The organism is Labrys sp. 22185 (assembly GCF_052045555.1).
Classification (GTDB): domain Bacteria; phylum Pseudomonadota; class Alphaproteobacteria; order Rhizobiales; family Labraceae; genus Labrys; species Labrys neptuniae.
The window spans coordinates 21,996-46,532 of the sequence record NZ_JBQEPH010000011.1 but is presented as its reverse complement, the minus strand read 5'-3'; the positions used below and the strand labels follow the sequence as shown (position 1 = coordinate 46,532).

General features: G+C 65.8%; 20 protein-coding genes and 1 tRNA gene. 9 read left to right on the top strand and 12 right to left on the bottom strand.

Annotated features, from left to right (window positions below; all coding sequences use genetic code 11):
* Positions 1 to 14: 14 nt before the first annotated feature.
* Positions 15 to 878, top strand: a complete 864-nt coding sequence (locus tag ACTJKX_RS21045) for a glycosyltransferase family 2 protein (RefSeq protein WP_311934039.1) — start codon at positions 15 to 17, stop codon at positions 876 to 878.
* 167 nt (positions 879 to 1,045) lie between these two features.
* Positions 1,046 to 3,358 carry an NADP-dependent malic enzyme gene (locus ACTJKX_RS21040; RefSeq protein ID WP_440726393.1) on the top strand — a complete coding sequence of 771 codons (2,313 nt, stop codon included), beginning with the start codon at positions 1,046 to 1,048 and terminating at the stop codon, positions 3,356 to 3,358.
* A gap of 201 nt (positions 3,359 to 3,559) precedes the next feature.
* Here ACTJKX_RS21040 and ACTJKX_RS21035 read toward each other — a convergent pair whose 3' ends face one another.
* Together ACTJKX_RS21035 and ACTJKX_RS21030 are read right to left on the bottom strand one after the other, a co-directional pair.
* Positions 3,560 to 4,879, bottom strand: a complete 1,320-nt coding sequence (locus ACTJKX_RS21035) for an MFS family transporter (protein WP_440726392.1) — start codon at positions 4,877 to 4,879, stop codon at positions 3,560 to 3,562.
* 55 nt (positions 4,880 to 4,934) lie between these two features.
* Positions 4,935 to 5,216 (bottom strand): hypothetical protein, encoded by a 282-nt coding sequence (locus ACTJKX_RS21030; protein ID WP_440726391.1) that lies wholly within the window; start codon positions 5,214 to 5,216, stop codon positions 4,935 to 4,937.
* A gap of 51 nt (positions 5,217 to 5,267) precedes the next feature.
* On the opposite strand from ACTJKX_RS21030, the gene ACTJKX_RS21025 reads away from it, so the two are divergent.
* The gene (locus ACTJKX_RS21025; protein WP_440726390.1) at positions 5,268 to 5,810 is read left to right on the top strand and encodes a hypothetical protein; all 543 of its coding nucleotides are present in this window, start codon (positions 5,268 to 5,270) and stop codon (positions 5,808 to 5,810) included.
* Between the two features lie 45 nt (positions 5,811 to 5,855).
* On the opposite strand, the gene ACTJKX_RS21020 is transcribed toward ACTJKX_RS21025, so the two are convergent.
* Positions 5,856 to 5,931 (bottom strand) — tRNA-Thr (locus ACTJKX_RS21020).
* A 325-nt stretch (positions 5,932 to 6,256) separates the two neighbouring features.
* Here ACTJKX_RS21020 and rpmB point away from each other — a divergent pair.
* The 4 genes from rpmB to ACTJKX_RS21000 all read left to right on the top strand — a co-directional run bounded on the left by rpmB (position 6,257) and on the right by ACTJKX_RS21000 (position 9,356).
* Positions 6,257 to 6,547 (top strand): 50S ribosomal protein L28, encoded by a 291-nt coding sequence (rpmB, locus tag ACTJKX_RS21015; protein ID WP_311934034.1) that lies wholly within the window; start codon positions 6,257 to 6,259, stop codon positions 6,545 to 6,547.
* 246 nt (positions 6,548 to 6,793) lie between these two features.
* Entirely contained in the window at positions 6,794 to 7,792 is a 999-nt protein-coding gene (locus ACTJKX_RS21010; RefSeq protein WP_311934033.1) for a TerC family protein, read from the top strand.
* A gap of 335 nt (positions 7,793 to 8,127) precedes the next feature.
* Positions 8,128 to 8,403: a hypothetical protein gene (locus tag ACTJKX_RS21005; protein ID WP_068283375.1), complete on the top strand. Its 276-nt coding sequence runs from the start codon at positions 8,128 to 8,130 to the stop codon at positions 8,401 to 8,403.
* Positions 8,404 to 8,681: 278 nt separating this feature from the next.
* Positions 8,682 to 9,356 carry a FecR family protein gene (locus tag ACTJKX_RS21000; RefSeq protein ID WP_440726389.1) on the top strand — a complete coding sequence of 225 codons (675 nt, stop codon included), beginning with the start codon at positions 8,682 to 8,684 and terminating at the stop codon, positions 9,354 to 9,356.
* Here ACTJKX_RS21000 and ACTJKX_RS20995 read toward each other — a convergent pair.
* The 3 genes from ACTJKX_RS20995 to ACTJKX_RS20985 form a co-directional block, all read right to left on the bottom strand.
* A complete protein-coding gene (locus ACTJKX_RS20995; protein ID WP_440726388.1) occupies positions 9,295 to 9,927 on the bottom strand; it encodes a GNAT family N-acetyltransferase in 633 nt (210 codons plus the stop codon). The genes ACTJKX_RS21000 and ACTJKX_RS20995 overlap by 62 nt on opposite strands.
* Positions 9,928 to 10,058: 131 nt before the next feature.
* Positions 10,059 to 10,328 carry a 50S ribosomal protein L27 gene (gene rpmA, locus ACTJKX_RS20990; protein ID WP_068283371.1) on the bottom strand — a complete coding sequence of 90 codons (270 nt, stop codon included), beginning with the start codon at positions 10,326 to 10,328 and terminating at the stop codon, positions 10,059 to 10,061.
* A 120-nt stretch (positions 10,329 to 10,448) separates the two neighbouring features.
* Entirely contained in the window at positions 10,449 to 11,123 is a 675-nt protein-coding gene (locus tag ACTJKX_RS20985; protein WP_311934030.1) for a 50S ribosomal protein L21, read from the bottom strand.
* A 366-nt stretch (positions 11,124 to 11,489) separates the two neighbouring features.
* On the opposite strand from ACTJKX_RS20985, the gene ACTJKX_RS20980 reads away from it, so the two are divergent.
* The gene (locus ACTJKX_RS20980; protein ID WP_440726387.1) at positions 11,490 to 12,131 is read left to right on the top strand and encodes a tetratricopeptide repeat protein; all 642 of its coding nucleotides are present in this window, start codon (positions 11,490 to 11,492) and stop codon (positions 12,129 to 12,131) included.
* Between the two features lie 288 nt (positions 12,132 to 12,419).
* Positions 12,420 to 14,111, top strand: coding sequence for a GMC family oxidoreductase (locus ACTJKX_RS20975; RefSeq protein WP_440726386.1), 1,692 nt, complete (start codon positions 12,420 to 12,422; stop codon positions 14,109 to 14,111).
* A gap of 31 nt (positions 14,112 to 14,142) precedes the next feature.
* Here the strand turns inward: ACTJKX_RS20975 and ACTJKX_RS20970 are convergent, their stop codons facing one another.
* The 6 genes from ACTJKX_RS20970 to ACTJKX_RS20945 form a co-directional block, all read right to left on the bottom strand.
* Positions 14,143 to 16,839: a nitrate reductase gene (locus tag ACTJKX_RS20970; protein ID WP_440726385.1), complete on the bottom strand. Its 2,697-nt coding sequence runs from the start codon at positions 16,837 to 16,839 to the stop codon at positions 14,143 to 14,145.
* Positions 16,840 to 17,088: 249 nt separating this feature from the next.
* Positions 17,089 to 18,729: a sulfite reductase subunit alpha gene (locus tag ACTJKX_RS20965; protein WP_440726384.1), complete on the bottom strand. Its 1,641-nt coding sequence runs from the start codon at positions 18,727 to 18,729 to the stop codon at positions 17,089 to 17,091.
* On the bottom strand, positions 18,726 to 20,474 hold the full coding sequence (locus ACTJKX_RS20960) for a NirA family protein (protein WP_440726493.1): 1,749 nt from the start codon (positions 20,472 to 20,474) through the stop codon (positions 18,726 to 18,728). Before ACTJKX_RS20960 ends, ACTJKX_RS20965 begins: the two co-directional genes overlap by 4 nt.
* Positions 20,474 to 21,709, bottom strand: coding sequence for an NAD(P)/FAD-dependent oxidoreductase (locus ACTJKX_RS20955; RefSeq protein ID WP_440726383.1), 1,236 nt, complete (start codon positions 21,707 to 21,709; stop codon positions 20,474 to 20,476). The genes ACTJKX_RS20960 and ACTJKX_RS20955 overlap by 1 nt, the downstream gene beginning before the upstream one ends.
* Positions 21,710 to 21,735: 26 nt before the next feature.
* Positions 21,736 to 22,953 carry a nitrate/nitrite transporter gene (locus ACTJKX_RS20950; protein ID WP_311934024.1) on the bottom strand — a complete coding sequence of 406 codons (1,218 nt, stop codon included), beginning with the start codon at positions 22,951 to 22,953 and terminating at the stop codon, positions 21,736 to 21,738.
* A gap of 308 nt (positions 22,954 to 23,261) precedes the next feature.
* Entirely contained in the window at positions 23,262 to 24,515 is a 1,254-nt protein-coding gene (locus tag ACTJKX_RS20945; protein ID WP_440726382.1) for a CmpA/NrtA family ABC transporter substrate-binding protein, read from the bottom strand.
* Positions 24,516 to 24,537 lie beyond the last annotated feature (22 nt).

Sequence of the window (24,537 nt, the reverse complement as noted above, 5' to 3'; positions counted from 1 at the left end):
TCAAGGCGCAGACGATGGCCGTACATTTTTCACTGGTAATGGCGACGCTCGGACGCTCCGAGGAGATCGCGCTGATGCTCGACAGCCTGGAGACCCAGACCTTCAAGGATTTCGAGGTGATCATCGTCGACCAGAATCGCGACGAGCGGGTTACCGAGGTGCTGGCGCGCAAGATGCGTCCCTTTCCGATCCGCCATCTGCGCACGCCCGGCGTGCCGGGTGCGAGCCGGGCACGCAACAATGGCGCCAAGGTCGCCGAGGGCGAGCTTCTCGGCTTTCCGGACGATGATTGCACCTACCCATCCTGGCTGCTGGAAAAGGTGCTGGAGACCTTCGCGGAAACGGGCGCCGACATCGTCAACGGCCGGGCCGCCGACGAGACCGGGCGCTCGATCAATGGCCGCTTTGCCGAGGGGGCACGCTGGACCGGCGCCCGCGATGTCTTCGACACGCTGATCGAATGGGTGTCCTTCTGCCGGCGCGAAGTCTTCGAGGCTGTCGGCGGTTATGACGAGGATGTCGGCGTCGGCGCCACCTCGCCCTGGCAGGCCTGCGAGGCGCCCGACATCGTGCTGCGCATGCTGGAGCGGGGCTATCGCTCCTATTATGACCACGCCATCTATGGCCATCATCCCGAGATCCGTATCGACATGATGGATGTCCGCATGCAGCAGAAGGCGCGCGGCTATGGCCGCGGCATGGGCTATGTCCTGGCCAAGCATCGCATGGGCACACTCTATTCCTTCAACTACATGCTGCGCTCCTTCGGGGGCTATGTCGTCAGCCGGGCGCGCGGCCAGCGCGGGCGTGCGATCTATTACCTCAACACGCTGAAAGGCCGGCTCGAGGGCTATCGCGACGGCCGCCGGGCGGCCTGATGCCCTGATATCCCAGCGAACCGCGACAGGCCGGCAGCGCGGTTCCTGCCCTTTTTTCTTCCCCAAGTGGAAGCAGCAGGAACAGCAGCCTTTCGCGGGATCGTCCGTGGACGAAGCCCGTAATTGTGCTTAGGGTCGGTTCCCCTGATAATGGAAACGCCCCCGCAATGACGGATAAGAAACCGCCGCGTCCAGTCGGCTCGACCCCGGTCCGCTCCAATCAAGCCCGCCCCAGCTTCACCGACCAGGAGGCTCTGGCCTTTCACTCGCAAGGCAAGCCCGGCAAGCTGGAGGTGGTACCGACCAAGCCGATGGCGACACAGCGCGACCTCTCGCTCGCCTATTCCCCGGGCGTGGCGGTGCCGGTGCGGGCGATCGCGGAGAATCCGGCTGTCGCCTATGACTACACGGCCAAGGGCAACATGGTGGCGGTGATCTCCAACGGCACCGCCATTCTCGGCCTCGGCGATCTCGGCGCACTGGCCTCCAAGCCGGTGATGGAAGGCAAGTCCGTGCTGTTCAAGCGCTTTGCCGATGTCGATTCGATCGATCTGGAGGTCGATACCAAGGACCCCGACGCCTTCATCAACGCCGTGCGCTATCTTGGCCCGAGCTTCGGGGGCATCAATCTGGAAGACATCAAGGCGCCCGAATGCTTCATCATCGAGCAGCGCCTCAAGGAATTGATGGACATCCCGGTCTTCCACGACGACCAGCACGGCACGGCGATCATCGCCGCTGCCGGCCTGTTCAACTGCCTGAAGCTGACCGGGCGTGACATCACCTCCACCCGCCTGGTGGTCAACGGCGCCGGGGCGGCCGGCATCGCCTGCGTCGAGCTGGTCAAGGCGATGGGCTTTGCGCCCGACAACGTCCTGCTCTGCGACACCAAGGGCGTGGTCTACAAGGGCCGCACCGATGGCATGAACCAATGGAAATCGGCCCACGCCGCCGAGACGGACCGGCGCACCCTGGCCGAGGCGCTCGACGACGCCGACGTCTTCTTCGGCCTGTCGGTCAAGGGCGCCCTTACCACCGAGATGCTGCGCTCCATGGCGCCCAATCCGGTGGTCTTCGCCATGGCCAACCCCGATCCGGAGATCACGCCCGACGAGGCCCACGCCGTGCGCGACGACGTCATCATCGCCACCGGCCGCTCCGACTATCCCAACCAGGTCAACAACGTCCTGGGCTTCCCCTACATCTTCCGGGGCGCGCTCGACGTGCATGCCACCGCCATCAACATGGAGATGAAGGTGGCGGCAGCCCAGGCCCTTGCCGAGCTTGCCCAGGAGGAAGTGCCGGATGAGGTGGCGAGCGCCTATCAGGGCGCGCGGCCGCGCTTCGGACGCGACTACATCATCCCGGCGCCCTTCGATCCCCGCCTGATGACGCGGGTGCCCGTCGCCGTGGCCAAGGCGGCGATGGAGACCGGCGTCGCCCGCAAGCCGATCGCCGACCTTGCCGCTTATCGCGCGGCCCTCTCGGCCCGCCGCGATCCCGTCGCCGGCACGCTGGCCGGCATCTTCGACCGGGTTCGCCGCTCCCCCAAGCGGGTGGTGTTCGCCGAAGGCGAGGAGGAGGCGGTGATCCGCGCCGCAGCCTCCTTCGTCAACCAGGGGCTGGGCACCGCCATCCTGGTCGGCCGCGAGGATCGCGTCGAGGCCGCTGCCGCCTTTGCCGGCGTCGAGCTGCGCGAAGGCATGGTGATCCAGAACGCCCGTATCTCGCCGCGCACCAATGCCTATGCGCAATATCTCTATGACAGGCTGCAGCGGCAGGGCTATTTGATGCGCGACTGCGTGCGCCTGGCCTCGATCGACCGCAACCATTTCGCCGCCTGCATGGTGGCGATGGGCGACGCCGACGCCATGGTCACCGGCCTGACCCGCAACTATTCGATTGCCCTCGAGGATGTCCGGCGCGTCGTCAGCGACAAGCCCGGCCATTGCGTCCTCGGCCTTTCCATCGCCATTGCGCGTGGGCGCACGGTGCTGGTGGCCGACACCGCCGTGCATGACATGCCGACCTCGGAGGAACTCGCCGCCATTGCCATCGAGGCGGCCTCGGTGGCCAAGCGCCTGGGCTATGAGCCGCGCGTGGCCATGCTCGCCTATTCCACCTTCGGCCATCCGGAGGGCGAGCGGGCCGAGCGCGTGCGCGACGCGGTGCGCATTCTCGATCGCCGCCGCGTAGATTTTGAATATGACGGCGAGATGGGGGCCGATGTCGCGCTCAACCGCGAGGCCATGGCGCTCTATCCGTTCTGCCGCCTGTCCGGACCTGCCAATGTGCTGATCATGCCGGCTTTCCACTCCGCCTCGATCGCCACCAAGATGCTGCAGGAGCTCGGCGGAGCCACAGTGATCGGCCCGATCCTGGTCGGCCTCGACAAGTCGGTGCAGATCGTGCCGCTGGCCGCCAAGGACACCGATCTCGTCAACATGGCGGTGCTGGCGGCAGCCAATATCGGCGGGTGAGCGAGGCGCGCCGGATCCTCGGTCTGTTCGACACCATCGACAATCCCAAGAGGCATCGAGGATGCCTCTTGGGGCTGCACCAGCAAGCGGGCGGGAAGTCCAGGCTGGATGCCCATGCGCCACCAGGCAGAATTGGCGCCATTGCTCCCCGTTTTCGCCGAAACCCTGCCCGCGCTTTCAGGCATGGGGCTCCAGGAGCGCCTATTCCGTGCCTTCGCCCGCCAGATAGGTCGGCCGGTTGGCGAGCATGGTGAGGGCGGTGAGGAAGGCAATCGCGCACATCGCCGTGACGTACCAGAAGAACCAGGTCTCATGGCCTGCATCCTTGAAAGCGAGCGCCACCGCCTCGGCCGAGCCGCCGAAGAGGGCATTGGCGATGGCGTAGGAGAGGCCGACCCCGAGCGCTCGGACCTCGGCCGGAAACATCTCGGCTTTCACGAGCCCGCTGATCGAGGTGTAGAAGGACACGATCGCGAGCGCCGCCACCACCAGGATATAGGCCGAGAGCGGACTCTCAACGCTGCCGATCGCCGTCAGGAGCGGCACGGTGCACAGTGTCGCGAGGCCACCGAACAGCATCATCGACCATTTCCGCCCGATCCTGTCGGAAAGCGCGCCGAAGAGCGGCTGCATGCACATATAGGTAAACAGCACCGCCGTCATGGTGACGTTGGCCGTCTCCTTGGCCATGTGTGCCGTGTTGACCAGATATTTCTGCATGTAGGTGGTGAAGGTGTAGAAGATCAGCGAGCCACCGGCCGTGTACCCGATCACGGTCAGGAAAGGCCGCGGATGCCGGCGGAGCAGGCCGATGAGCGAGCCGGCTTCCTTGCGGGCGCGTGTCTCCGCCGACGAGGTCTCGTGCAGGGAGCGCCTGAGGTAGAAGGCGACGACGGCGGCGCAAGCGCCGACAACGAAGGGAATCCGCCAGCCCCAGGCCCGCATTTCCTCGTCGCTGAACAAGAGTTCGAGGATGACGATGACGGCCGAGGCGAGGAGCTGGCCGCCGATCAGCGTCACATATTGGAAAGAACCGAAGAAGCCGCGCCGCCCGGCGAGCGCAACCTCACTCATATAGGTCGCCGATGTCCCGTATTCGCCGCCCACGGAGAGGCCCTGGACCATCCGGCAGAGCAGGAGAAGGATCGGTGCCAGGATGCCCGCCGTGGCGTAAGTCGGCAGCAGCGCGATCGCCAGCGATCCCGCACACATCATCAGGACCGAGATCATCATCGAGTTCTTGCGGCCGTAGCGGTCGGCAATCCAGCCGAAGAGCCAGCCGCCGATCGGCCGCATGAGGAAGCCGATGGCGAAGACCGCCGAGGAATAGAGGAGTTGAGTTGTCGGGTCGGCATTCTTGATGAAGCCGAAGAAGGCACTCGAAAAGTAGAGCGCCGTAAACGCATAGGCGTAGAAATCAAACCATTCGACAAGATTTCCGGAAGATGAACCGATAATCGCCATCACCCGTCGGCGGGTATCATATGGGTCTGCTGCCGCCATGGTCGCGGTGTTACTCATCTGTTTCCCCCCTGGTTGACCTTGTCTTTAGGTCTGTTTTTCAAAGCGATTGTGATCATGATGCGGCTTTGCTGATCCGGGCAAGCCATTTTTCCCGAACGGCAAGGACAGGATGCCCGGACGGGCGCCGATCCTTGAAACCGTTGGTCAGATCGATGATCTCGTCCTCGATGTTTCTGGGTGGCAAAGACCAGATCGTGCTCCATAGCGACGCCACGGCGTCCAATCCGTTCTGCCGCCTGTCGGGGCTGGACCATGTGCCGGCGGCGGCCAATATGGCGGGCGAAAGGAAGCTGCGGGATCTTGAATGCTTGCAGGGATTCTCGATATTGGCCACGAGGAGCGTTGTCGAAAAGCCCATTGAGACTTGGCGGGGACCTTTCCACGCATGAGCGACGATCGTTGGAACCTCTATCTGTTTGAACGCCATGACCGGCAGCAGATCGCGCAATGGGCGCGCAGGCTCCGTTATTTCCGGTTCTGCCGGGCGGTCGGTGGCCATGCCAATGATGGCGATGAACTGCTGGTGGCCATCGGCCTCCAGGCAGGGGCCGATCTGGCGGATGTCTGTGCCGCCCTCGGTATCGTGCTGGAGGTCGTTGCGCCCGGCTCCCCACAACCTGTGCCAGGCGTCGCCTATACGGCCGAGGAATTCGGCAGGTTCGCTTCCATCGTGCCGGGCAGTGCGGGCATCCGGCAGCCTGGTTTTGTCGAATTGGCGGGGCAGCCCGTCTATGCCCATGTGCAGGCGGATCGGCTGGAGATCAGCCTGAGCAATGCTGATTCCCCCTATCAAGTCACGGAAGCGGCCGTCCGTTCAGCCGAACGGGTCGAAGCTTTGCTCGCGCCGCTTGCAGGCCGCCTGATCGACCCGCCGCGCACCAGCCGGCATTGCGTCTGCCCGGCCCATTATCCCGACATGTGGAATTGATTGTCAGCCCTGATGGTACGAACCAATGGTATGGGGCTGAGAAAGTGGTGCCGCTTGCGTGACTCGAACACGCGACCCCATCATTACGAATGATGTGCTCTACCGGCTGAGCTAAAGCGGCGCCAACGGTCGTTCAGAAGGCGATCCTTGCGGATGCGCCGCCCTGATACAGGCAAGCACAGCGGAAGGCAAGCCCTCTCGCGCATGCGGCCCAAGTTTAGAGTCAAACTCTTGACGCGGCACAAGCTCCCGACTATAGCAACCCACACAAATTTTGGCGGGAGGTTCCGCCCCCATTCTGGGGTGGCGGTTTTCTTTTTGCCCAAGCGGTTCTGTCGGCGCAAGCCATGCAGGATTGCCGGACCCTCTTAACACCGGCAGGTTCTTCCGGATCTGCCCTGGCCCCGCTGCAGCGGCGCCGTTCCGAATCGAGAAGGATAGACAAGATGTCCCGCCGTTGCTCGTTGACCGAGAAGGGCGTTCAGACCGGCCACAAGGTGAGCCATTCGAACGTCAAGACCAAGCGCAAGTTCCTGCCGAACCTGCACAATGTCACGCTGATCTCCGACGTGCTCGGCCGCTCCGTGCGCCTGCGCGTCTCGGCCGCCGGCCTGCGCACCGTCGAGCACAATGGTGGCCTCGACGCCTGGCTGATCAAGGCCTCCAAGGATGAGCTTTCCGCGCCGGCCCTGCGCCTGAAGCGCGAAATCGAAAAGAAAATGACGACTGCCCACTAAGGCTGGTTGCATGACTGACTTTTCGGGCCGGGGCCTTGCGCTCCGGCCTTTTTCGTTGTCGGGCCGCATGGCGCCTGCAGCCCGTCCTGCTCCAGATGAGCAAAGCTTAATGTGACCTCCCCTTGACGGGACATGCCCGTATCGGCGATTTGAAAGCGCCGGTTACCGGGCCCCTCTGGCGCATGCCCTGCATGACGCGATGTCGGAGCCGGCTTCGATGTTCTCGAAGCAAAAGGGTCCGGCACGATGCTCGATTTCCTGTATTCCGATTTTGCCGGCCAGCCGACCTGGATGTGGCTGGCCTTCCTCGCCTTCGTGGCGTTGCTGCTCGCCTTCGACCTCGGCGTGCTCAACCGCGACGACAAGGTGCTCAGCGTCGCCGACAGTTTCAAATTGTCGGCTGTCTATATCGCCATCGCCATGGCTTTCGGCGGTGCCATCTGGTGGGGCATGGATACCCGCCCCGACGGCACCAGCCCGGCGCTCGACTATTTCACCGGCTATTTCATCGAGAAGTCGCTGTCGATCGACAATGTCTTCGTCATCGCACTGATCTTCCGCTACTTCGCCGTGCCGCCCGCCTATCAGTATCGCGCCCTGGTCTGGGGTATCCTAGCCGCCGTGGTGCTGCGCGGCATCATGATCGCGGCCGGCGCCAGCATCGTGCAGAGCTATGGCTGGGTGCTCTATATCTTCGCGGCCTTCCTGATCCTGACCGGCCTTCGCATGCTGGTGGCCTCGGATGACCATGCCGAGTTCAAGGAAAACTGGCTGGTGCGCTTCCTGCGCCGCCATATGCGCATCAGCGAGGACCTGCATGGCAGCCGCTTCGTGGTGCGCCAGCCGGACCGCACCACCGGCCGGAACCTGCTGCATGCCACGCCGCTGCTGCTGGCCCTGATCGTCATCAACGTCGCCGACATCGTCTTCGCCGTGGACTCGGTGCCGGCCATTCTCGCCATCACCACCGATACCTTCATCGTCTACACCGCCAATATCATGGCCATTCTCGGCCTGAGGGCGCTCTATTTCGCTCTGGCGGCGATGATCGATCGCTTCCACTACCTCAAATATGCGCTGGCCCTCGTCCTCGTCTTCATCGGCGGCAAGATCTATTGGGGCCATCTCGTCGGCAAGGTCGATCCGGCCCTCGCCCTGATCGTGACCGTGGCGATCATCGTCGGCGGCATCGTCTTCTCGCTTTGGAAGACGCGAGGCCAGGACAGCTCGAGCGTTTCCTCCTGACGATGGTGGAGAAGAAAGGGCAACTCCCGCAAAAGTTGAGCTGTTTCAGCGGGAACAGACGGGCTAGAGTGATGGCGTGATGATGGCTTGATCGGGTTCGTCCGCTCTTTGCGGAGCAATGGAGCCGGTCAGCGTCGCCGGGACGGATCCTGCGATCCGTTCCCGTCCGGGGGGAAAAGAAGGCAGAGGCCATGCCAGGCGGCATGGCCGGAATGGTTTCGTGCGGTTTCTCCTCCCGACAGGCAGCGCTTTTGAGCAATCATCATCCGAAAGCCTGCCCGCACGGCTTGCCGGGCCCTGCTTTTCGGAATCGTGTTCGAGCGAGGAGAACTGCGATGACGATTTCCGGCCTGAAGCTTCGCTATCTGCTGCTGGGCGCCGTGCTGGGCGCGGCCGCCCTGGCGCCGCTGCCAGCCTCCGCCCAATATGGGGGCGGGGGGTATGGCGGTGGCGGATACAACAGCGGCGGCTATGACGATGACGACTATGGCGGCGGCTATCGCCGGCAATATCGTCCCCGCTGCTATTATCGCGTCGTGCGGGTGTATGACGACTATTATGGGCGCTACGTCAAGCGGCGCCAGCGCGTCTGCGAACGCAGCGGCTACTAAAACAAAGCACGTTGGGGCCGAAAACGGTTTCGCCCCATAGCATCGAACCCGATCTCGAAACCGGGTTCGATGCATATTTGCGATTCGGGGTGCTTCTGCCGAATTGCAAAATGCTCTAGAGGTTTTCTACAGCGCCGGGTTCGATTTGGATTGGAGCCAGTGCTGGCCACGTGCCACTTGTCACGGCCCAGACGGAATCCTTGGCCTATGGCATTCGGACAAGGATTGTGTTTCGTGGCTTTCCGCCCCAGGACGGATAGGGACAAGGAAGCGTCATCATGTTGATTCACCGCCGTACCGTGCTTGCCGGCCTGGCCCTTGCCGGGCTGCGGCCGGGTGTCGCCTCGGCGATGCAGATCGTCGAGGCCGGCACCGTGCTGGCCGTCACCGGGCAGACCACCGGGCAGCTCAAGGGCGAGAAACGTGCCCTCCAGGTCGGCGAGCCGGTTTTCATCGACGACATGCTGGCAACCGGAGAAGGCGCCCGGCTGGCGGCGCGGCTCGGGGATGCCACGCGCCTGTCCCTGGGCGAACGCACGCGGGTGCGCATCGACAAGTTCCTGGTGGACCGAGGCGGCGACCTGGTGCTGGAGCGCGGTGCCATGCTGTTCGACCGGCCCGACAACCAGCCCTCCGGCCCGCTCAACGTCACCACACCGTTCGGCCTGATCGCCGCCCGCGGCACCAAGTTCTTCGCCGGCCCCAGTGAAGGCGTGTTCGGCGTCTTCGTCGAGCATGGCGTGGTCACCGTCGCCACCAAGGGTGGTCAGGTGACCCTCACCAACGGCCTCGGCACCAACCTCGTCAATGCCAGGCAGGCGCCGTCCGAGCCGACGAGCTGGAATACGCTGCGCATCGCCCAGGCGGAAGCATCCGTGATCGGCGGGGCCTCTATGGAGTCAGCTCCGCCAGCGGCGGCGCCTCGCGCACCACGGCCGGCACCCAAGCCTTGAAGCTCACCCAGTCGGGGCGGGCCAGGCTGAAGCGATCGATCGGCAGGGCGCCGCCACGGGCCGGCGCATGCTGCAGGCCGGAATTGACATAGCGCAGCCCGCACTTTTCCATCACCCGGCGCGAGGCCTCGTTGATCACCCGGCATTCGCCGGTGATCGAGGTGATCGGCAGGGTCGAAAAGCCGTGGTCGATCAGGGCCCGCGCCGCTTCCGTCGCCAGCCCCTGGCCCCAATGGGGCTTGCCCAGCCAATAGCCGATCTCCGCGCTTTCGCGCTTGGGAAAGCGCAAGCCGATGCAGCCGAGGAAGGCACCGCTGTCGCGGCATTCGATCGCGAAGGCGAGTTCCTTGCCGGCCTTGCGAGCCTCGTCCTGATAGCGCACGAAGGTTTCGGCGTCGGTCTCGCCATAGGGGAAGGGCAGGCGTCCCGTCATCAACGCCACCGCCGAATCATTGGCAAGGCGCGCCATCGAGGGCACGTCGCCGAGATGGGGTTTGCGCAACACCAGGCGCAGGGTCTCGATCTCGATCGAGGCAATGGTGATGGCCGGGAGAGACTTGTAAGGGGGCATGATGGGCTCCTGGCAAGAAGAAGGGGCGGACTGGATTTCTCCACCGCCCCTGCGTCAACCTGGAGTCCCAAATGGGGTCTTTTCAGGTCCGCCGGTCCAGTGGAGCCGGCGGAGCTTCTGACCCGCCGGGATTATTCTGCTGCTACTTTGGTCGTGGCGACGTTGACGTAAATTCGGCCGTTGGCTCGGGTGCGGAAGTCCACTCGGCCGTCGGTAAGTGCAAAAAGGGTATGATCCTTGCCCATGCCGACATTGACGCCCGGATGCCACTTCGTGCCGCGCTGGCGCACGATGATGTTGCCAGCAACGACGGCTTCCGAACCGAACTTCTTCACGCCCAAGCGACGACCGGCCGAATCACGACCGTTGCGCGACGAACCGCCTGCTTTTTTGTGAGCCATGGCGATAACTCCTCGAATCCTATCTACGCCGGTGCTGTGACACGGCGGTGAAATCCATCAATCGGGGGCGACAATGCCCGAAAGCCGGGCTGTTGTCGACCCCATCGCTCCGAAACCGGCTCAGAGATCCTTGCCGGAAGCCTGCTCGGCCTGGTCGACCTTGGCGCGGGGCGGCTTGCCGTCCAGCAGTTCCTTGGCCTGGATGACCCACTCTTCGCGGGCGGCGCGGCCGCGCAGCGAGAGCTCTTCATCCCACTTGGCGATGTCGGCATCGGTCCAGGCGGCGATGTCGTTCCAGCTGTTGATGCCGGCGGCACGCAGCTTCTTCTCGATGGTCGGGCCGATGCCCGAGATCAGCGAGAGGTTGGAGGCATCGAGACCACCGGCCGGAACGGCGGCGGCAGCGACGGGAGCTTCGTCCTTGGCAGCCAGATTCTTGGCAGCTTGGGCGGGCTTGGCCGCAGCCTTGGAAGGCTTGGCACCGCCGGTGAGGATCTCGGAGATCCGCACCACGGTCTGGTGCTGGCGATGGCCGCGCTTGCGCTTCGAATTCTGACGGCGGCGCTTCTTGAAAGCGATGACCTTGTCGTCACGGTCCTGCTCGACCACTTCGGCGGCAACCGAAGCACCGGCAACCGTGGGGGCCCCGAAGGTCAGGCCGGCGTCGCCGCCGACAGCCAGGATCTCGGGGAACACGACGATCTCACCCACCTTGGCATCGAGCTTCTCGATGCGGAGAACGTCATTCTGATTGACGCGGTATTGCTTACCGCCCGTCTTGATGACCGCGAACATGTTTTTCCTCGTTCGGACCCGGCTTTCGCCCGCCCTGCTCCCTGAAGGGAAACGAGACGGATCGGGTCCTTGCCTGAGCAAAGTCCCCGCAGCGGCCGGCTTTTCCAGTCGTTGATATCAACCACCCGTTTTTGCGAAATCGGGTAGCCACGAAAAAAGGCACGCGGCCCAAAGGCCGCGCGCTGGCGTGGCTTATACAGCCATGAGCCGCAGAGTCAAGGAAAGTGACGGCCGAATCGCCGATTGGTTCGGCGGGCGCAGGAGAAAGATGCGGGTCGCCCCGCGCTGCTCTCCCGAAAGTAACACTGAGGCGAATAATATCCCATTCCAGGTGTTTTCCCGGCATCCATGCAAGGGAGAGACATCATGTCCTTAGTCCAGCCTTCGACACGCCGCCTGGCGGTCACGGTTCTTTCGACAGCCTTTCTGCTGGCCGCGGGCGCGGCCCTCGCCGCGGGCGGTGGCGGCGGTGGTGGCGGCAGTTCCGGTGGAGGTGGTTCCGGTGGCGGTGCCGGCGGTGGGGGAGGCGGCAACGGCTCCAGCGGTGGAGGCGGTGCCACCCAGGGCAAGCCGATCACCGACATGACCACCTGCCCGCGGGGCCAGGTCTGGAGCACCCGCAAGAAAGCCTGCCTCAAGCTGAAATCCGAAGCGCTGCCCGATGACGACATGGCCAACTATGCCTGGGTGCTCGCCAAGGCCGACCGCTACGACGAATCGCTGCAGGTCCTGGACCTGCTCAAGGATCCGAATACCGCCAAGGCCCTCAACTATCGCGGCTATGCCACGCGCAAACTCGGCCGGACCGATGAAGGCATCGGCTATTATCTGAAATCGGTGGCGGCCGATCCCCAATATGCGCAGGTCCGCGAATATCTGGGCGAGGCCTATGTGATCAAGGGGCGACTCGATCTGGCCAAACAGCAGCTGGACACCATCAAGACGCTCTGCGGTACCGGCTGCGAGGAATATCAGGACCTGAACGAGGCGATCGAGAAAGGCATCTGATCGCTGCTGTTCCGCCGGAAATAGCCTCCGGCATGATCGACAAGCAAAGTGTGCAGACCCCTTTCCCCTCGAAGGGGCTTGTGCGGGTGTGGCCCTGCCGGTTTTCGTCGCGGTAGCCGGCGGGGCTTCACTCCCTCCTGATTCGCGCTTCCACATCATGTTGCCAAGTCGCGGGGCAAAGTCGTGGCCTCCCGGGCCGGCGGCACCGGGGCAGCTCCTTTCATTTCCGTTTGGAGAGCAGCGGCAAGCCCGGCTATGACTGGTGGCGCTGATATCAAGGGTGGAAGCATGTCGCGCGGCAAGGCTGAGCAGTCCGGCTCTTTGGCGGGCCCGTTCGATTTCATCGTGGTGGGAGGTGGCTCGGCCGGGTGCCTGCTGGCCAATCGGCTCTCCAGCAATCCCAGCCGGCAGGTATTGCTGCTGGAAGCGGGGCGGCCGGACAACTACCCCTGGATCCATATCCCGGTCGGCTATCTCTATTGCATCGGCAATCCGCGCACCGACTGGCTCTACCAGACCGAGGCCGAGCCCGGCCTGAACGGGCGCTCGCTGCGCTATCCGCGCGGCAAGACCCTGGGCGGCTGTTCCTCCATCAATGGCATGATCTATATGCGCGGCCAGGCGCGCGACTATGACGGCTGGGCTGCCGCGACGGGCGACGAGGCCTGGAACTGGGCGAACAGCCTGCCCGACTTCAAGGCGCATGAGAATCACTATCGCCTCGATGGCGGGGCCGATCCCGTCACCGGCGACAACAGCCGCTTTTCCGACATGCATGGCCATGGCGGCGAATGGCGCATCGAAAAGCAGCGCCTGCGCTGGGATATCCTGGATGCCTTCGCCGAAGCGGCCGTGCAGGCCGGCGTGCCGCGCACCGACGATTTCAACAGCGGCGACAATGAGGGCGTCGGCTATTTCGAGGTCAACCAGAAGGCCGGCTGGCGCTGGAACACCGCCAAGGCCTTCCTGCGCCCGGCGCGTGCGCGTCCCAATCTCACGGTGTGGACGCAGGCTGAGGTCGAGCGCCTCGCTTTCACGGCCGGTGATGACGGCCGCCGCCGCTGTACCGGCGTGATCCTGCGGCGTGGCGGCGAGTCCATCGAAATCCAGGCCAAGCGCGAAGTCATCCTCTGCGCCGGCGCGGTCGGCTCGCCGCAGATCCTGCAGCTATCCGGCGTCGGCCCGGCCGGCCTGCTGCAATCCCATGGCATCGAGGTCGTGCACGATTTGCCGGGCGTGGGCGAGAACCTGCAGGATCATCTGCAGATCCGGGCCGTGTTCAAGATCGAGGGGGCTCGCACGCTCAACACGCTGGCGAGCAGCCTGACCGGCAAGATGGGCATCGGCCTCGAATATATGCTCCGGCGCAGTGGGCCGATGAGCATGGCGCCTTCCCAGCTCGGCGCCTTCAGTCGCTCCGACCCCGGCAAGGCCCATGCCAATCTGGAATATCATGTGCAGCCGCTCAGCCTGAACGCCTTCGGCGAACCCCTGCACAATTTCCCGGCCTTCACGGCGAGCGTGTGCAATCTCAATCCGACCAGCCGGGGCAGCGTGCGCATCCGCTCCAACCGGGCCGGCGATGCGCCGGCCATCGCCCCCAGCTATCTCTCGACGGAGGAGGACCGCAAGGTCGCCGCCGACAGCCTGCGCCATGTCCGCAACATCGTGAGCCAGCCGGCGCTGGCCCCCTACAAGCCGGTGGAATGGAAGCCGGGTATCGAGTTCCAGACCGACGAGGAACTGGCACGCCTGGCCGGCGACATCGCCAGCACCATCTTCCATCCCGTCGGCACCACCAGGATGGGCCGGGCCGACGATCCCGAGGCGGTGGTCGACAGCCATCTGCGCGTCCGCGGCATCGACGGCCTGCGCGTGGTCGATGCCGGGGTGATGCCGGCGATCACCAGCGGCAACACCAATTCACCGACCCTGATGATCGCCGAAAAGGCATCGCGCTGGATCGCCCGGGGCGAGTGATCAAGGCAGAGCGGACGTCTCGTCCGCCGGCTCAGGCCGGCTGGCGGCAGCCTTCCAGGATCTTGCGGATTTCCGGCCGGCAGGACCCGCAATTGGTGCCGGCCTTCAAGGCCGCGCCGATCGCCTCGACACTGTCGGCGCCACTGCGTGCCGCTGCCTCGATACGGGCCTCATCGATGCCGAAGCAGGCGCAGACCTGGCGGCTGGGGCGGATGCCCGGATCGGGTGCGCGCCCGGCCAGGATGAAACGGCGCGTGGCCGCGTCGATATGCTCGCGGGTCAGCAGGTCCGTGGCCCAGGCTGCGCCGTCGTCGTCCCGGCGCGGGCCGGTGGAAAGCAGGATCTCAAGGCGATGGTCCACGATCGAGGCGGAGCGGTAGAGATCGGCGGCGGGATTGCGCTGGTGCAGCGGGCTCGTCCACAGATTGAGCCAGTTCGAGAGGAGATCGTGCAGCGGGCCCGGTGCGCGCGGGCTGGCGAAATGGACGATTTCGCCGTCGGCGACCGTCATGCGGGCATGGCTGAGCCAGGCTGGCAGGGGCAGGCGATGGCGCGAGGCGATGAAGCCTTCCGATTGCATCGCCCAAGGGCGGATCGAGGCCGGCACCGTCTTCGAATCGGGCTGGCCGGAGACCGGATCGGTGCGGGCATGCACGAGCGAGCCGATACGGGCGCGGGCGGCGTTGGCATCGGTCCAGTGGATCGGCGCGAAGATCGAGCCGGGCTGCTGGCTGTCCGTGACCACCACCCGCAGTTCGACCTGTCCCTCGCCCGTGCTCACGGCGGCGAAGGCGCCATCCTCCAGGCCGAAGCGTTCGGCATCGGCGGGATGCACTTCCACGAAGGGGGCGTTGCGGTGCTGGGCAAGGCGCGGGCTGAGCCCGGTGCGGGTCATGGTGTGCCAGTGGTCGCGCACCCGGCCGGTGTTGAGCAGGAGCGGATGCTCCGCGGTCGGCGAGGCCGACAATGCCGGCGGCGCCAGCGGGACGAGGCGGGCGCGGCCATCGGCATGCGCGAAGCCGCCTTCGGCGAACAGGCGCTGCGTACCGGCATCCCGGCCTGATGGCAGCGGCCATTGCACGGGCTCGAGGGCATCATAGGCTTCGTCGGTGAGATCGGCGAGGCCTCCGATGTCGAACAGGCGCGCGCCGTCGTTTTCGAAGGCGGACAGGGCGGCATGCTCGCGAAAGATCGCCGCGGGGGCGGTGTACTCGAAGGCTTCGGCATGGCCGAGTCTCTTGGCGACTTCGCAGATCTGCCACCAATCGGGCCGGGCCTCGCCGGGAGGTGCCAGGAAGGGACGCTGGCGCGAGATCCGCCGCTCGGAATTGGTGACGGTGCCGTCTTTCTCGCCCCAGGCGGCCGAGGGCAGCACCACGGTCGCGGCATCCGTGAGGCCGTCGACATGGGCACTGACCTCGGAGACGGCGAGGAAATCGAGCTGGCGCAGGGCTGTTCGCATGGCGTCGGCGCGCGGCAGGCTGGCGGCCGGATTGGTGCAGAGTACCCAGAGCGCGCGGATCTCGCCACGCTCGATCGCCTCGAACATCGAGACTGCCTTGCGGCCCTCCTTCCCGGCCATGTGCGGGGCCTGCCAGAAGCGGCCGACGCGATCGACCTCGTCCGGCGCAAAGCCCATATGGGCGGCAAGCTGGTTGGCGAGGCCGCCGACCTCGCGCCCGCCCATGGCATTGGGCTGGCCGGTGAGCGAGAACGGGCCGCAGCCGGGCCTGCCGATGCGGCCGGCGGCGAGATGGGCATTGAGGATGGCGTTGACCTTGTCGGTCCCCTGGGCCGACTGGTTGATACCCTGGCTGAAGCAGGTGACGACGCGCGGGGTCTCGATCCACAAGTCGAGGAAGGCGGCGAGAGCCTGCTCGCTGAGACCGCAACGGACGGCGGTTTCAGCGCGGCTGGGGGCGATCTCGCGGGCATTGGCGAGGGCGGTGTCATATCCATCGGTATGGCGGGCGACATAATCGGTGTTGGCGGGGCCCCTTTCGGCGATTTCGACCAGCAGGCGGGCGAACAGCACGGCATCCATGCCCGGCGCGACGGGAAGATGCAGGTCGGCGCTGTCGGCCGTCACGGTCCGACGGGGATCGATCACCACGATGCGGGTGCCACGCCTGCTGCGGGCCTGTTCGATGCGCTGCCAGAGCACGGGATGGCACCAGGCCGTGTTGGAGCCGGTCAACACCACGAGGTCTGCTTCGTCGAGATCCTCGTAGCAGCCCGGCACGATGTCGGCGCCGAAGGCGCGGCGATGGCCGGCAACCGTGGAGGCCATGCACAGGCGCGAATTGGTGTCGACATTGGCCGAGCCGACAAAACCCTTCATCAGCTTGTTGGCGACGTAATAATCCTCGGTCAGCAGCTGACCCGAGAGATAGAGCGCCACCGCATTCGGACCGTGACGTTCGATCGTGTCCCTGAACCCCTTGGCGACGGCGTCGAGGGCCCGGTTCCAGGTGGTGCGCACGCCGTGGATGGTGGGATGGAGGAGGCGATGCCCGGTGGCCAGCGTCTCCCCGAGCGCCGCTCCCTTGACGCAGAGCCGGCCCTGGTTGGCGGGATGGGCGGCATCCCCCGCGATGTCGGCACCGCCCTGGCCATCGGCGGTGGCGACGACACCGCAGCCGACCCCGCAATAGGCACAGGTGGTGCGCACGGGGGCCGGGACGGGTGCGATCGTCGCAGGATCGGGGGCGGGCATGGAGACGTTCATGGGTGGGGTCTCCGGGGCCTGGATTTTAAGGCGCGAATACCCTTCTCCCCTTGCGGGAGAAGGTGGCGCGAAGCGCCGGATGAGGGGGGGCGGCGGACACTTGCCAAGGTTGCGTTTCTCCCCTCATCCGCCCCCAGTTTCTTAACCTGAACGCGTGGTCCTGAAAGGACCACGCTACGGCACCTTCTCCCGCAAGGGGAGAAGGGTATTCGCGCCTTTTTGGGTAAGGGTGTCATCGCGCCGCCCCCCTCAATACACGTCGGCCTGGTAGCGGCCGGCCTTCTTCAGGCCGTTGACGAAACTGGCCGCCTCCTCGGTGGAGCGGGCGCCCCATTGCGCCACGATGTCGACGAGGGCGCGTTCGACATCGCGCGCCATGCGCTTGGCGTCGCCGCAGACATAGAAGTGTGCGCCCTCGGCCAGCCAGCGCCAGAGATCGGCCCCGACCTCGCGCATGCGGTCCTGCACATAGAACTTGCCCTCGGCATCGCGTGACCAGGCGAGGGAGAGGCGGGTGAGCAGGCCGCTCTCGCGCATGGCGGCGAATTCCTCCTCGTAGAAGAAATCATGGTCGCGATGCTGATGGCCGAAGAACAGCCAGTTGCGCCCGCTGGCGCTCTCGGTCTTGCGCTCCTGCAGGAAGGCGCGGAACGGGGCAACCCCCGTGCCCGGCCCGACCATGATCACCGGCGTCTCGCCGTTTTCGGGCAGGCGGAAACCGTGGGCCTTCTGCACATAGACCTTGAGCTCCTCGCCCTCGGCGACGCGCTCGCCCAGAAAGGTCGAGGCAACGCCGAGCCGGTCGCGCGCACCGATACGGTAGCGCACCGTATCCACGGTGAGCGAGATCCGGCCCGGATTGGCCTTATGCGAGGAGGAAATCGAATAGAGCCGGGGCTGCAAGGGATCGAGGGCCTCGAGGAAGGCTTCGGCGCCGGGGCGGATACCCTGGAACTTGTAGAGCACGGCGAGCACGTCGAGCGTTGCCGCGTCCCCGTCCGGATCCTCGCCATTGGCCAATGCCCGGGCCTTGCGGCGCAGATCGCCGGTGCTGAGATAGGACAGGAGCTGGAACAGGCTGTCGGGCGGCGTGCCGAGCGAAAAATCCTCGATCAGCCTGTCGCGCAAGCTCTTGCCGTCGATCAGGGCTTCGGGGCGGGCGCCGAGCAGGGCGATGATCTGGTCGGCGAGGCCCACCTGATTCTTCGGGACCACGCCGAAACTATCGCCTGCGACATAATCGAGCCCGCTGTCGGACAGGTCGAACTCGACATGCCAGGTCGTCTTGGCGGATTTCGCGCCATTGAGCCGGCGGCGCGACAGGAATCGCGCGGCGACCGGATTGTCGCGGGAACGGCCGGGCAGGCCGGCAGCAGCCGTCGGTTGGCTGACTTCGGTCGAGGCATCCTTTACCTGCGCCGCAGGGCTCGCAGTCGAAGCGGTGCCGCCCTGCCCGATCTCCTGCGCCAGGGCCTTGAGCATGCGGGCGGTTTCCTTGCCGCCCGGTGCGCACAGGGTGAGGCGTTCTTCCTTGCCCAGGAAAAGCGCGTTGGCATAGTCGGCGCAGTTGTAGCCGCATTGGCCGCAATCCTGCTGGGCCATCGCCGCCATCAGGCGCGGCGCCAACGGCCTGTCCTTGGCCAGAGCGAGGCGTTCGTCGAGCGCCATGCTCGGGTCGTGCCAGGGCGCCTCGTCATTGTCGGCCAAAGTGGGGCCGGCAGGCTGATCGGGCCCGGCCGTAACGGCACCCGGCATGTCGGCGACGGCGGTGCCGCTCTGGGCGGCGAGGACAGCACCGAAAAAGCCGTCGAGCCAGGCCCTCTGCTCCGGGCTGAAGGGCGCGCTTTCGGGAATGAGCGAACGCTGGGGCGGGATGGCGATCATGTTCATGCGCCGGCAAGCTCCCTGTCGTCGACCAGGCCGCGCAAGGTTTCCGGTTCGTGCCTGGTCGTGAAGGCCTGGAAGCTCTCCGTCGAATCTTGACGGCGTTCGAGATAGAGGCGCAGCAGGCCCTCGACCTTGCCGGGGCAGTCCTCGGCCCGGATCTCCTTCCAGAGTTCGCGGCCGATCCTGGCCTGGTCGCCATAGCCACCGCCGACCACGATCGAATAGCCCTCGGCCTGGTCGCCCTCCTCGTTGAGCGTCACCTTGGCGCCGATCAGGCCGATATCGCCGATATAATGCTGGGCGCAGGAATGATGGCAGCCGGTGAGATGCACGTTCACGGGCACGTCGAGCGCCAGCCGGGCGTCGACGTGATCGGCGATCTCCAGGGCGTGTTCCTTGGTGTGGGCGGCGGCGAACTTGCAGCCGGTGGCGCCGGTGCAGGCCACCAGGCCGGCGCGCAGCGAGGTTGCCTTCCAGTCGAGGCCGAGCGCTTCGATCGCGGCCTTGGCGTCTTCGACCTTCGCATCCGCCACGCCGGAGATCAGCAGGTTCTGCCAGACGGTGAGGCGGATGTCGCCGTCGCCGAAATCGCGGGCGATGGCGGCAAGGCCGCGCATCTGGCCGGCATCCATCCGGCCGACACCCAGGGTGACGCCGATCCAGTTCAGGCCCGGCTGGCTCTGGGGGTGCACGCCGATATGGGCCAGGCGGTCGAAGGCGGGGCGGGGATCGACCCCGTCCTCGGGCAGGCGGGTGAGCTTGCGGCCGAGCTTGGCTTCGACGGCCTCGAGATAGGCCGGAAAGCCGATGGCATCGAGGACATATTTCATGCGCGCCTTGGTGCGGTTGGTGCGGTCGCCCTTGTCGATGAACACCCGCACGATGGCGTCGGCGATGGCGCAGCATTCCTCGGCCTTGCAGAATACGCCGGTGGGCCGGGCGAGGTCGCGATGGCCGGTGATGCCGCCGATCACGAGGCGGAACCAGATCTCGCCGCCGATGCGCACGGCCTGGAAGCCGATGTCGTTGGTCTCCTCCAGCGTGGCGATGCGCCCGCCGCCGTCGAAGGCCACGTTGAACTTGCGGGGCAGGCCGTAGAGCGAGCGGTCGTTGAGGATGTGATAGTGCCATTCGCGGGCGAGCGGCCGGGTGTCGGCCAGTTCCTGCGGATCGATGCCGGCGGTGGCCGAGCCGGTGACGTTGCGGATATTGTCGGCCCCCGAGCCGCGCGAGCACAGGCCGAGATCCTGGATGGCCTCGACCACGCGGGGCGCATTATCCGGCATCACCTCGCGGATCTGCAGATTGGCTCGCGTGGTGACATGGGCATAGCCCCCGCCCATCTGCTCGGCGACGTCGGCCATGCCGGCGAATTGCCAATGGTTGAGGATGCCGTTGGGAATGCGCAGCCGTACCATGTAGCTCGACTGCGCGGGCGCCACATAGAACAGGCCGAAATAGCGCCAGCGGAAATTGTCCTCGGGCTTGGGAAAGGCGCCGTCCCTGGCCTGGGCCTTCAGGCGCGGATAGGCATCGAAGGGATGTTCGGCCCGCTTCCATTTCTCCTGGTCGACAAGCTTGCCGCCACCGGCAGTTACGGCATCCTGCGCCTGAAGGTGTGTGGCGTCCGGGCCCATGGGGACGGGTGCTGCCGCCACGGGCGCCGCCTTGGCGCCGCCCACGGCCTGCATGCCGGAGACGAAACCTTCGAGGTAGCGTTTCTGGTCGGAGGTGAAGTCGCCGCCCATCATGCAGCCTCCCTCAGAACCCGCGAAGGTGCGGTTTCGCAGAAGGCCCGGCCGAAGATCAGGCTTTCTCGGATGGCGGAGATGTCGCTGCCCCGGCGGATCAGGTCCTTGTACCAGACGGCGTCCTCGGCCTCGCCGACCATGGCGGCGCCGATGAGGCGGTTGTCCTTCAGGACCAGGCGCTTGCACAGCCCGGCGCCGCGATCCTCCAGCAGGATGTCGTCATTGCCCTCGCCGAGGAAGTCGCCGGCGGAGAACACCGGAATGCCGGAGACCTTGAGGTTGGTCGACAGGGCGGTACCCTCATAGGCGGCCTTGGTGTCGCCGCCCCAGCGGCGCGCCAGCACGCGCGCCTGCTCATAGGCAGGCTCGACCAGGCCGTAGACCTGGCCGCGATGTTCGGCGCATTCGCCGATGGCGTGGATGAAGGGCACCACGGTGGCAAGGCCGTCATCCACCAGGATGCCGCGGCTGACAGGCAGGTCGGCGCTCTTGGCGAGGCCGAGATTGGGACGCACGCCCACGGCGACCACCACCATGTCGACGGGCAGGTGCGAACCATCGGCGAAGAGGAGGGCCTGCGCCCTGCCTTCGCCTGCGACCTCCTGGGTCTGGGCATTGAGCATGACACGGATGCCCTTGCGCTCCACCGCCCGCTTGAGGAAGGCGGCGGTTCGCCGGTCGAGCTGGCGTTCCATCAGGCGGTCCATGACATGGACGAGGGTGACTTTGGCCCCGCCCTTGGTCAGGCCATAGGCAGCCTCGATGCCCAGCAGTCCGCCGCCGATTACGGCGATGCGCCGGTTGAGACGGGCTGCTTCCTGTAAGGCCGGCAGGTCGGCGAGGTCGCGGAAGGTCATCACCCCTGGCAATGTCATGCCGGGGATGGGCAGGCGAATGGCGGAGGATCCCGTCGCCAGCACGACCCGGTCGAAGGACAGGGCTGTGCCATTGGCGAGATGGGCGGTGCGGGCCGCTGGATCGAGGCCGGTGACGGTCTGCCCGGTGATCAGACGGATGCCCTGGGCGCCATACCAGGCTTCGTCCCGCAGATTGACGCCGTCCCTGCCGATGTCGCCGGCGAGCAGCGCTGACAGCAGAACCCGGTTGTAGCCCGGCCGCGGCTCGGCGCCGACGACGGTGGTTTCGAACCGGCCCGGCGCGTGAGCGGCGAGTTCCTCGCACAGCCTGACGCTGGCCATGCCGTTGCCGATGATCAGGAGCTTTTCCGTCATGTCTCGATCCTCAGATTCTGGCCATTTCAGATTCTGGCGGTGGCGGTGCCGTCCTCGAGGGTCCAGGTCGTGCGCCAGCGGCGCTTGACGCGGGTGAGGGCGGTCAAGGCCAGCACTGCCAGCAAGGCAAAGATCAGGAAGCCGGCCTGGTAAGTGCCGGTGAACTGCTTGGAGAGGCCGAGGCTGGAGGCGAGGTAGAAGCCGCCGACGCCGCCCGTCATGCCGACCAGCCCGGTCATCACGCCCATTTCGGCGCGGAAGCGCTGCGGCACGAGCTGGAACACCGCGCCATTGCCCATGCCCAGAGCGAGCATGGCGACGACGAGGATACCGAGGCCGAGCCAGAGCTGGGCGAAGCCGAAGCTCACCAGAATCAGCGCGACGGCGGCCACGGCATAAAGCACGCTGAGGACGCGAATCCCGCCGAAGCGATCGGCGACGGCGCCACCGATGGGACGGAACAGCGAGCCGGCGAACACGCAGGCTGCCGTGCAATAGCCCGCCGTGACGGCGTCGAGCCCGTACTGGGTGTTGAAGTAGAAGCCGAGCGAGGAGGCGAGGCCCGAGAAGCCGCCGAAAGTGACGGCGTAGTAGAACATGAACCACCAGGCGTCGGGCTGGCGCAGGATCCTGGCATATTCGCCGAACGACTTGGCCGGTGGCTGGTTGGGGCTGTCCTTGGCGCAGGCGAGATAGACCAGGAGGGCGACGACCAGCGGGATGGCGGCAAGACCGATGACGTTGGTCCAACCCACCATGGTGGCGAGCAGCGGCGCGAACAGGGCGGCGAACACCGTGCCTGAATTGCCGGCGCCCGCAATGCCCAGGGCGATACCCTGGTAGTGTGGGGGATACCAGCGCGAGGCGAGGGGGAGCGCTACCGCAAAGGACGCGCCGGCCATGCCCAGGATGAGGCCGAGAAACAGCAGCTGGCTGTAGGAGTCGATGCCGACGGCCCAGAAGCCGAGGAGGCCGGCGATCACCACGAGCTGCGCCAGGATGCCGGTGAGCTTGGGCCGGAGATAGTCGACCAGGAAACCGTTGACCACGCGCAGGAAGGCGCCGGCGAGCACGGGCAGGGCCACCATCAAGCCCTTCTGGGCGGCATCGAGGTGAAGGTCGCCGGCGATTTGCACGGCGAGGGGCCCGAGGATCACCCAGACCATGAAGCTCATGTCGAAATAGAAGAAGGCGGCGAAGAGGGTGGGCCAATGACCGGCCTTGAGAAAGTCCCGCGTCTGCATCGTCGTGTTCCGCGTGCTTGAATGCGCCAAAACAAAAAGCCGCCGAACCATTCCCGCCGATGAGAGGCAGCAGGAATCGTTCGGCGGCGTTGCCGTTTCGCGTCCGTCAGTGGACGCCGGGCTTTTCGGCCCAGAATCTTCGAGGAAAACCGCTTATCGAGCCATCATTGACCCTGCTGCGGAAAGAGACCTGTGTCTCTTAGTCTGTGCAGTTTAGAAGCAGGCTGCTTTTTTAGGCAAGATCAAATATTGTGCGCCGCAGCATGGATTTGCCGATATTTTCGGCGCGAGGCAGGAAATGGCCAGTGTCAGCCGGAGGCTGGCACGCCGAAGGAGCGCAGATAGGCTTCGATATCGTCGGGATCGAACAGCCTGCCGTCGAAGAAGCCGTCCGGGCCGAGCACCATGGTGCCGTGGCGCGAGGCGACCGGCGTGGCCAGCCGCAGGGCGCCTTCGACCTTGGCGCTCGCCCGGGGCAGGTCGATGCCGGTGCCGGCGAGGGCGGCGCGATAGAGGTCCGGGCGATAGACCTGGCCGGCTCGGCGGACCAAGGCGGGGCTGTAGTCAACCTGGCCCCAGCGCACCATCTGCGAATAGAACCAGAGGGCGTGGCTCGCCCAAGGAAAGTTGGCGGCATGGTCGTGGAAGACCAGGAAGTCGGGGATATCGGCGGCGGCTTGGTGCTGGCGGCGCACCAGGGTGCCGCTGAGCGCCCGGCCGATGATCTCGGGTGGCCGGTCGAGATAGACAGGCGCGGCGAGGACATGGGCGAGCTCGTCGTGATGGCCGGCATCCCCAGCCCAGCGCGCCGCCGCATGCAGCGCGCGCAGCAAAGCGGCAAGCTGGTCCGGCGCGCGCTCGGCGAAGTCGGCGCGGAAACCGAGGACCTTCTCGGGGCCCTGGCGCCAGAGGGTGGATTTGGTCACCGCGATCACGCCGACCCCGGCCTCGACGGCGAGCGAGTTCCAGGGCTCGCCCACGCAGAAACCATCGATCTGGCCCTCGCGGATGGCATCGACCATGAAGGGGGGCGGCAGGACAACCAGCCGGATATCCCTGTCGGGATCGATGCCGGCCGCGGCCAGCCAATAGCGCAGTTCGTAATTATGCCCCGAGAAGGGATGGACGACGGCGAAGGTGAGGGGAGCCTGGCCCGTCGCTTGCCTTTTGGCGACCACCTTGGCCAGTGCGGCGCCGATGGCGGCCGGGCCGGCGGCAAGATCCGCACCCTCCTGCTCCATTCGGGCAAAGAGCGGCGGCGCGAGCGTGATGGCATTGCCGCCGAGGCCCAGCGAGAAGGGGGCGATCATCGGCACCTCGACATGCCCGAGGCCGAGCGTGGAGGCGATCGGCATCGGCCCGAGCATATGGGCGGCATCGAAATGGCCGAGCATGACGCGGTCGCGGATATTGGCCCAGGAGGTTTCCCGTACCAGTCTGAGTTCGAGGCCTTCGGCCGCAGCGAAGCCCTTTTCCCTGGCAACGATCAGGGGGGCGGCGTCGACGAGCGGGATGAAGCCGAGCGTCAGATCGGCGGTACTGTCCCTGTCCTTGCTGCTCATCGCCCGTACTCCTGGAATTTTG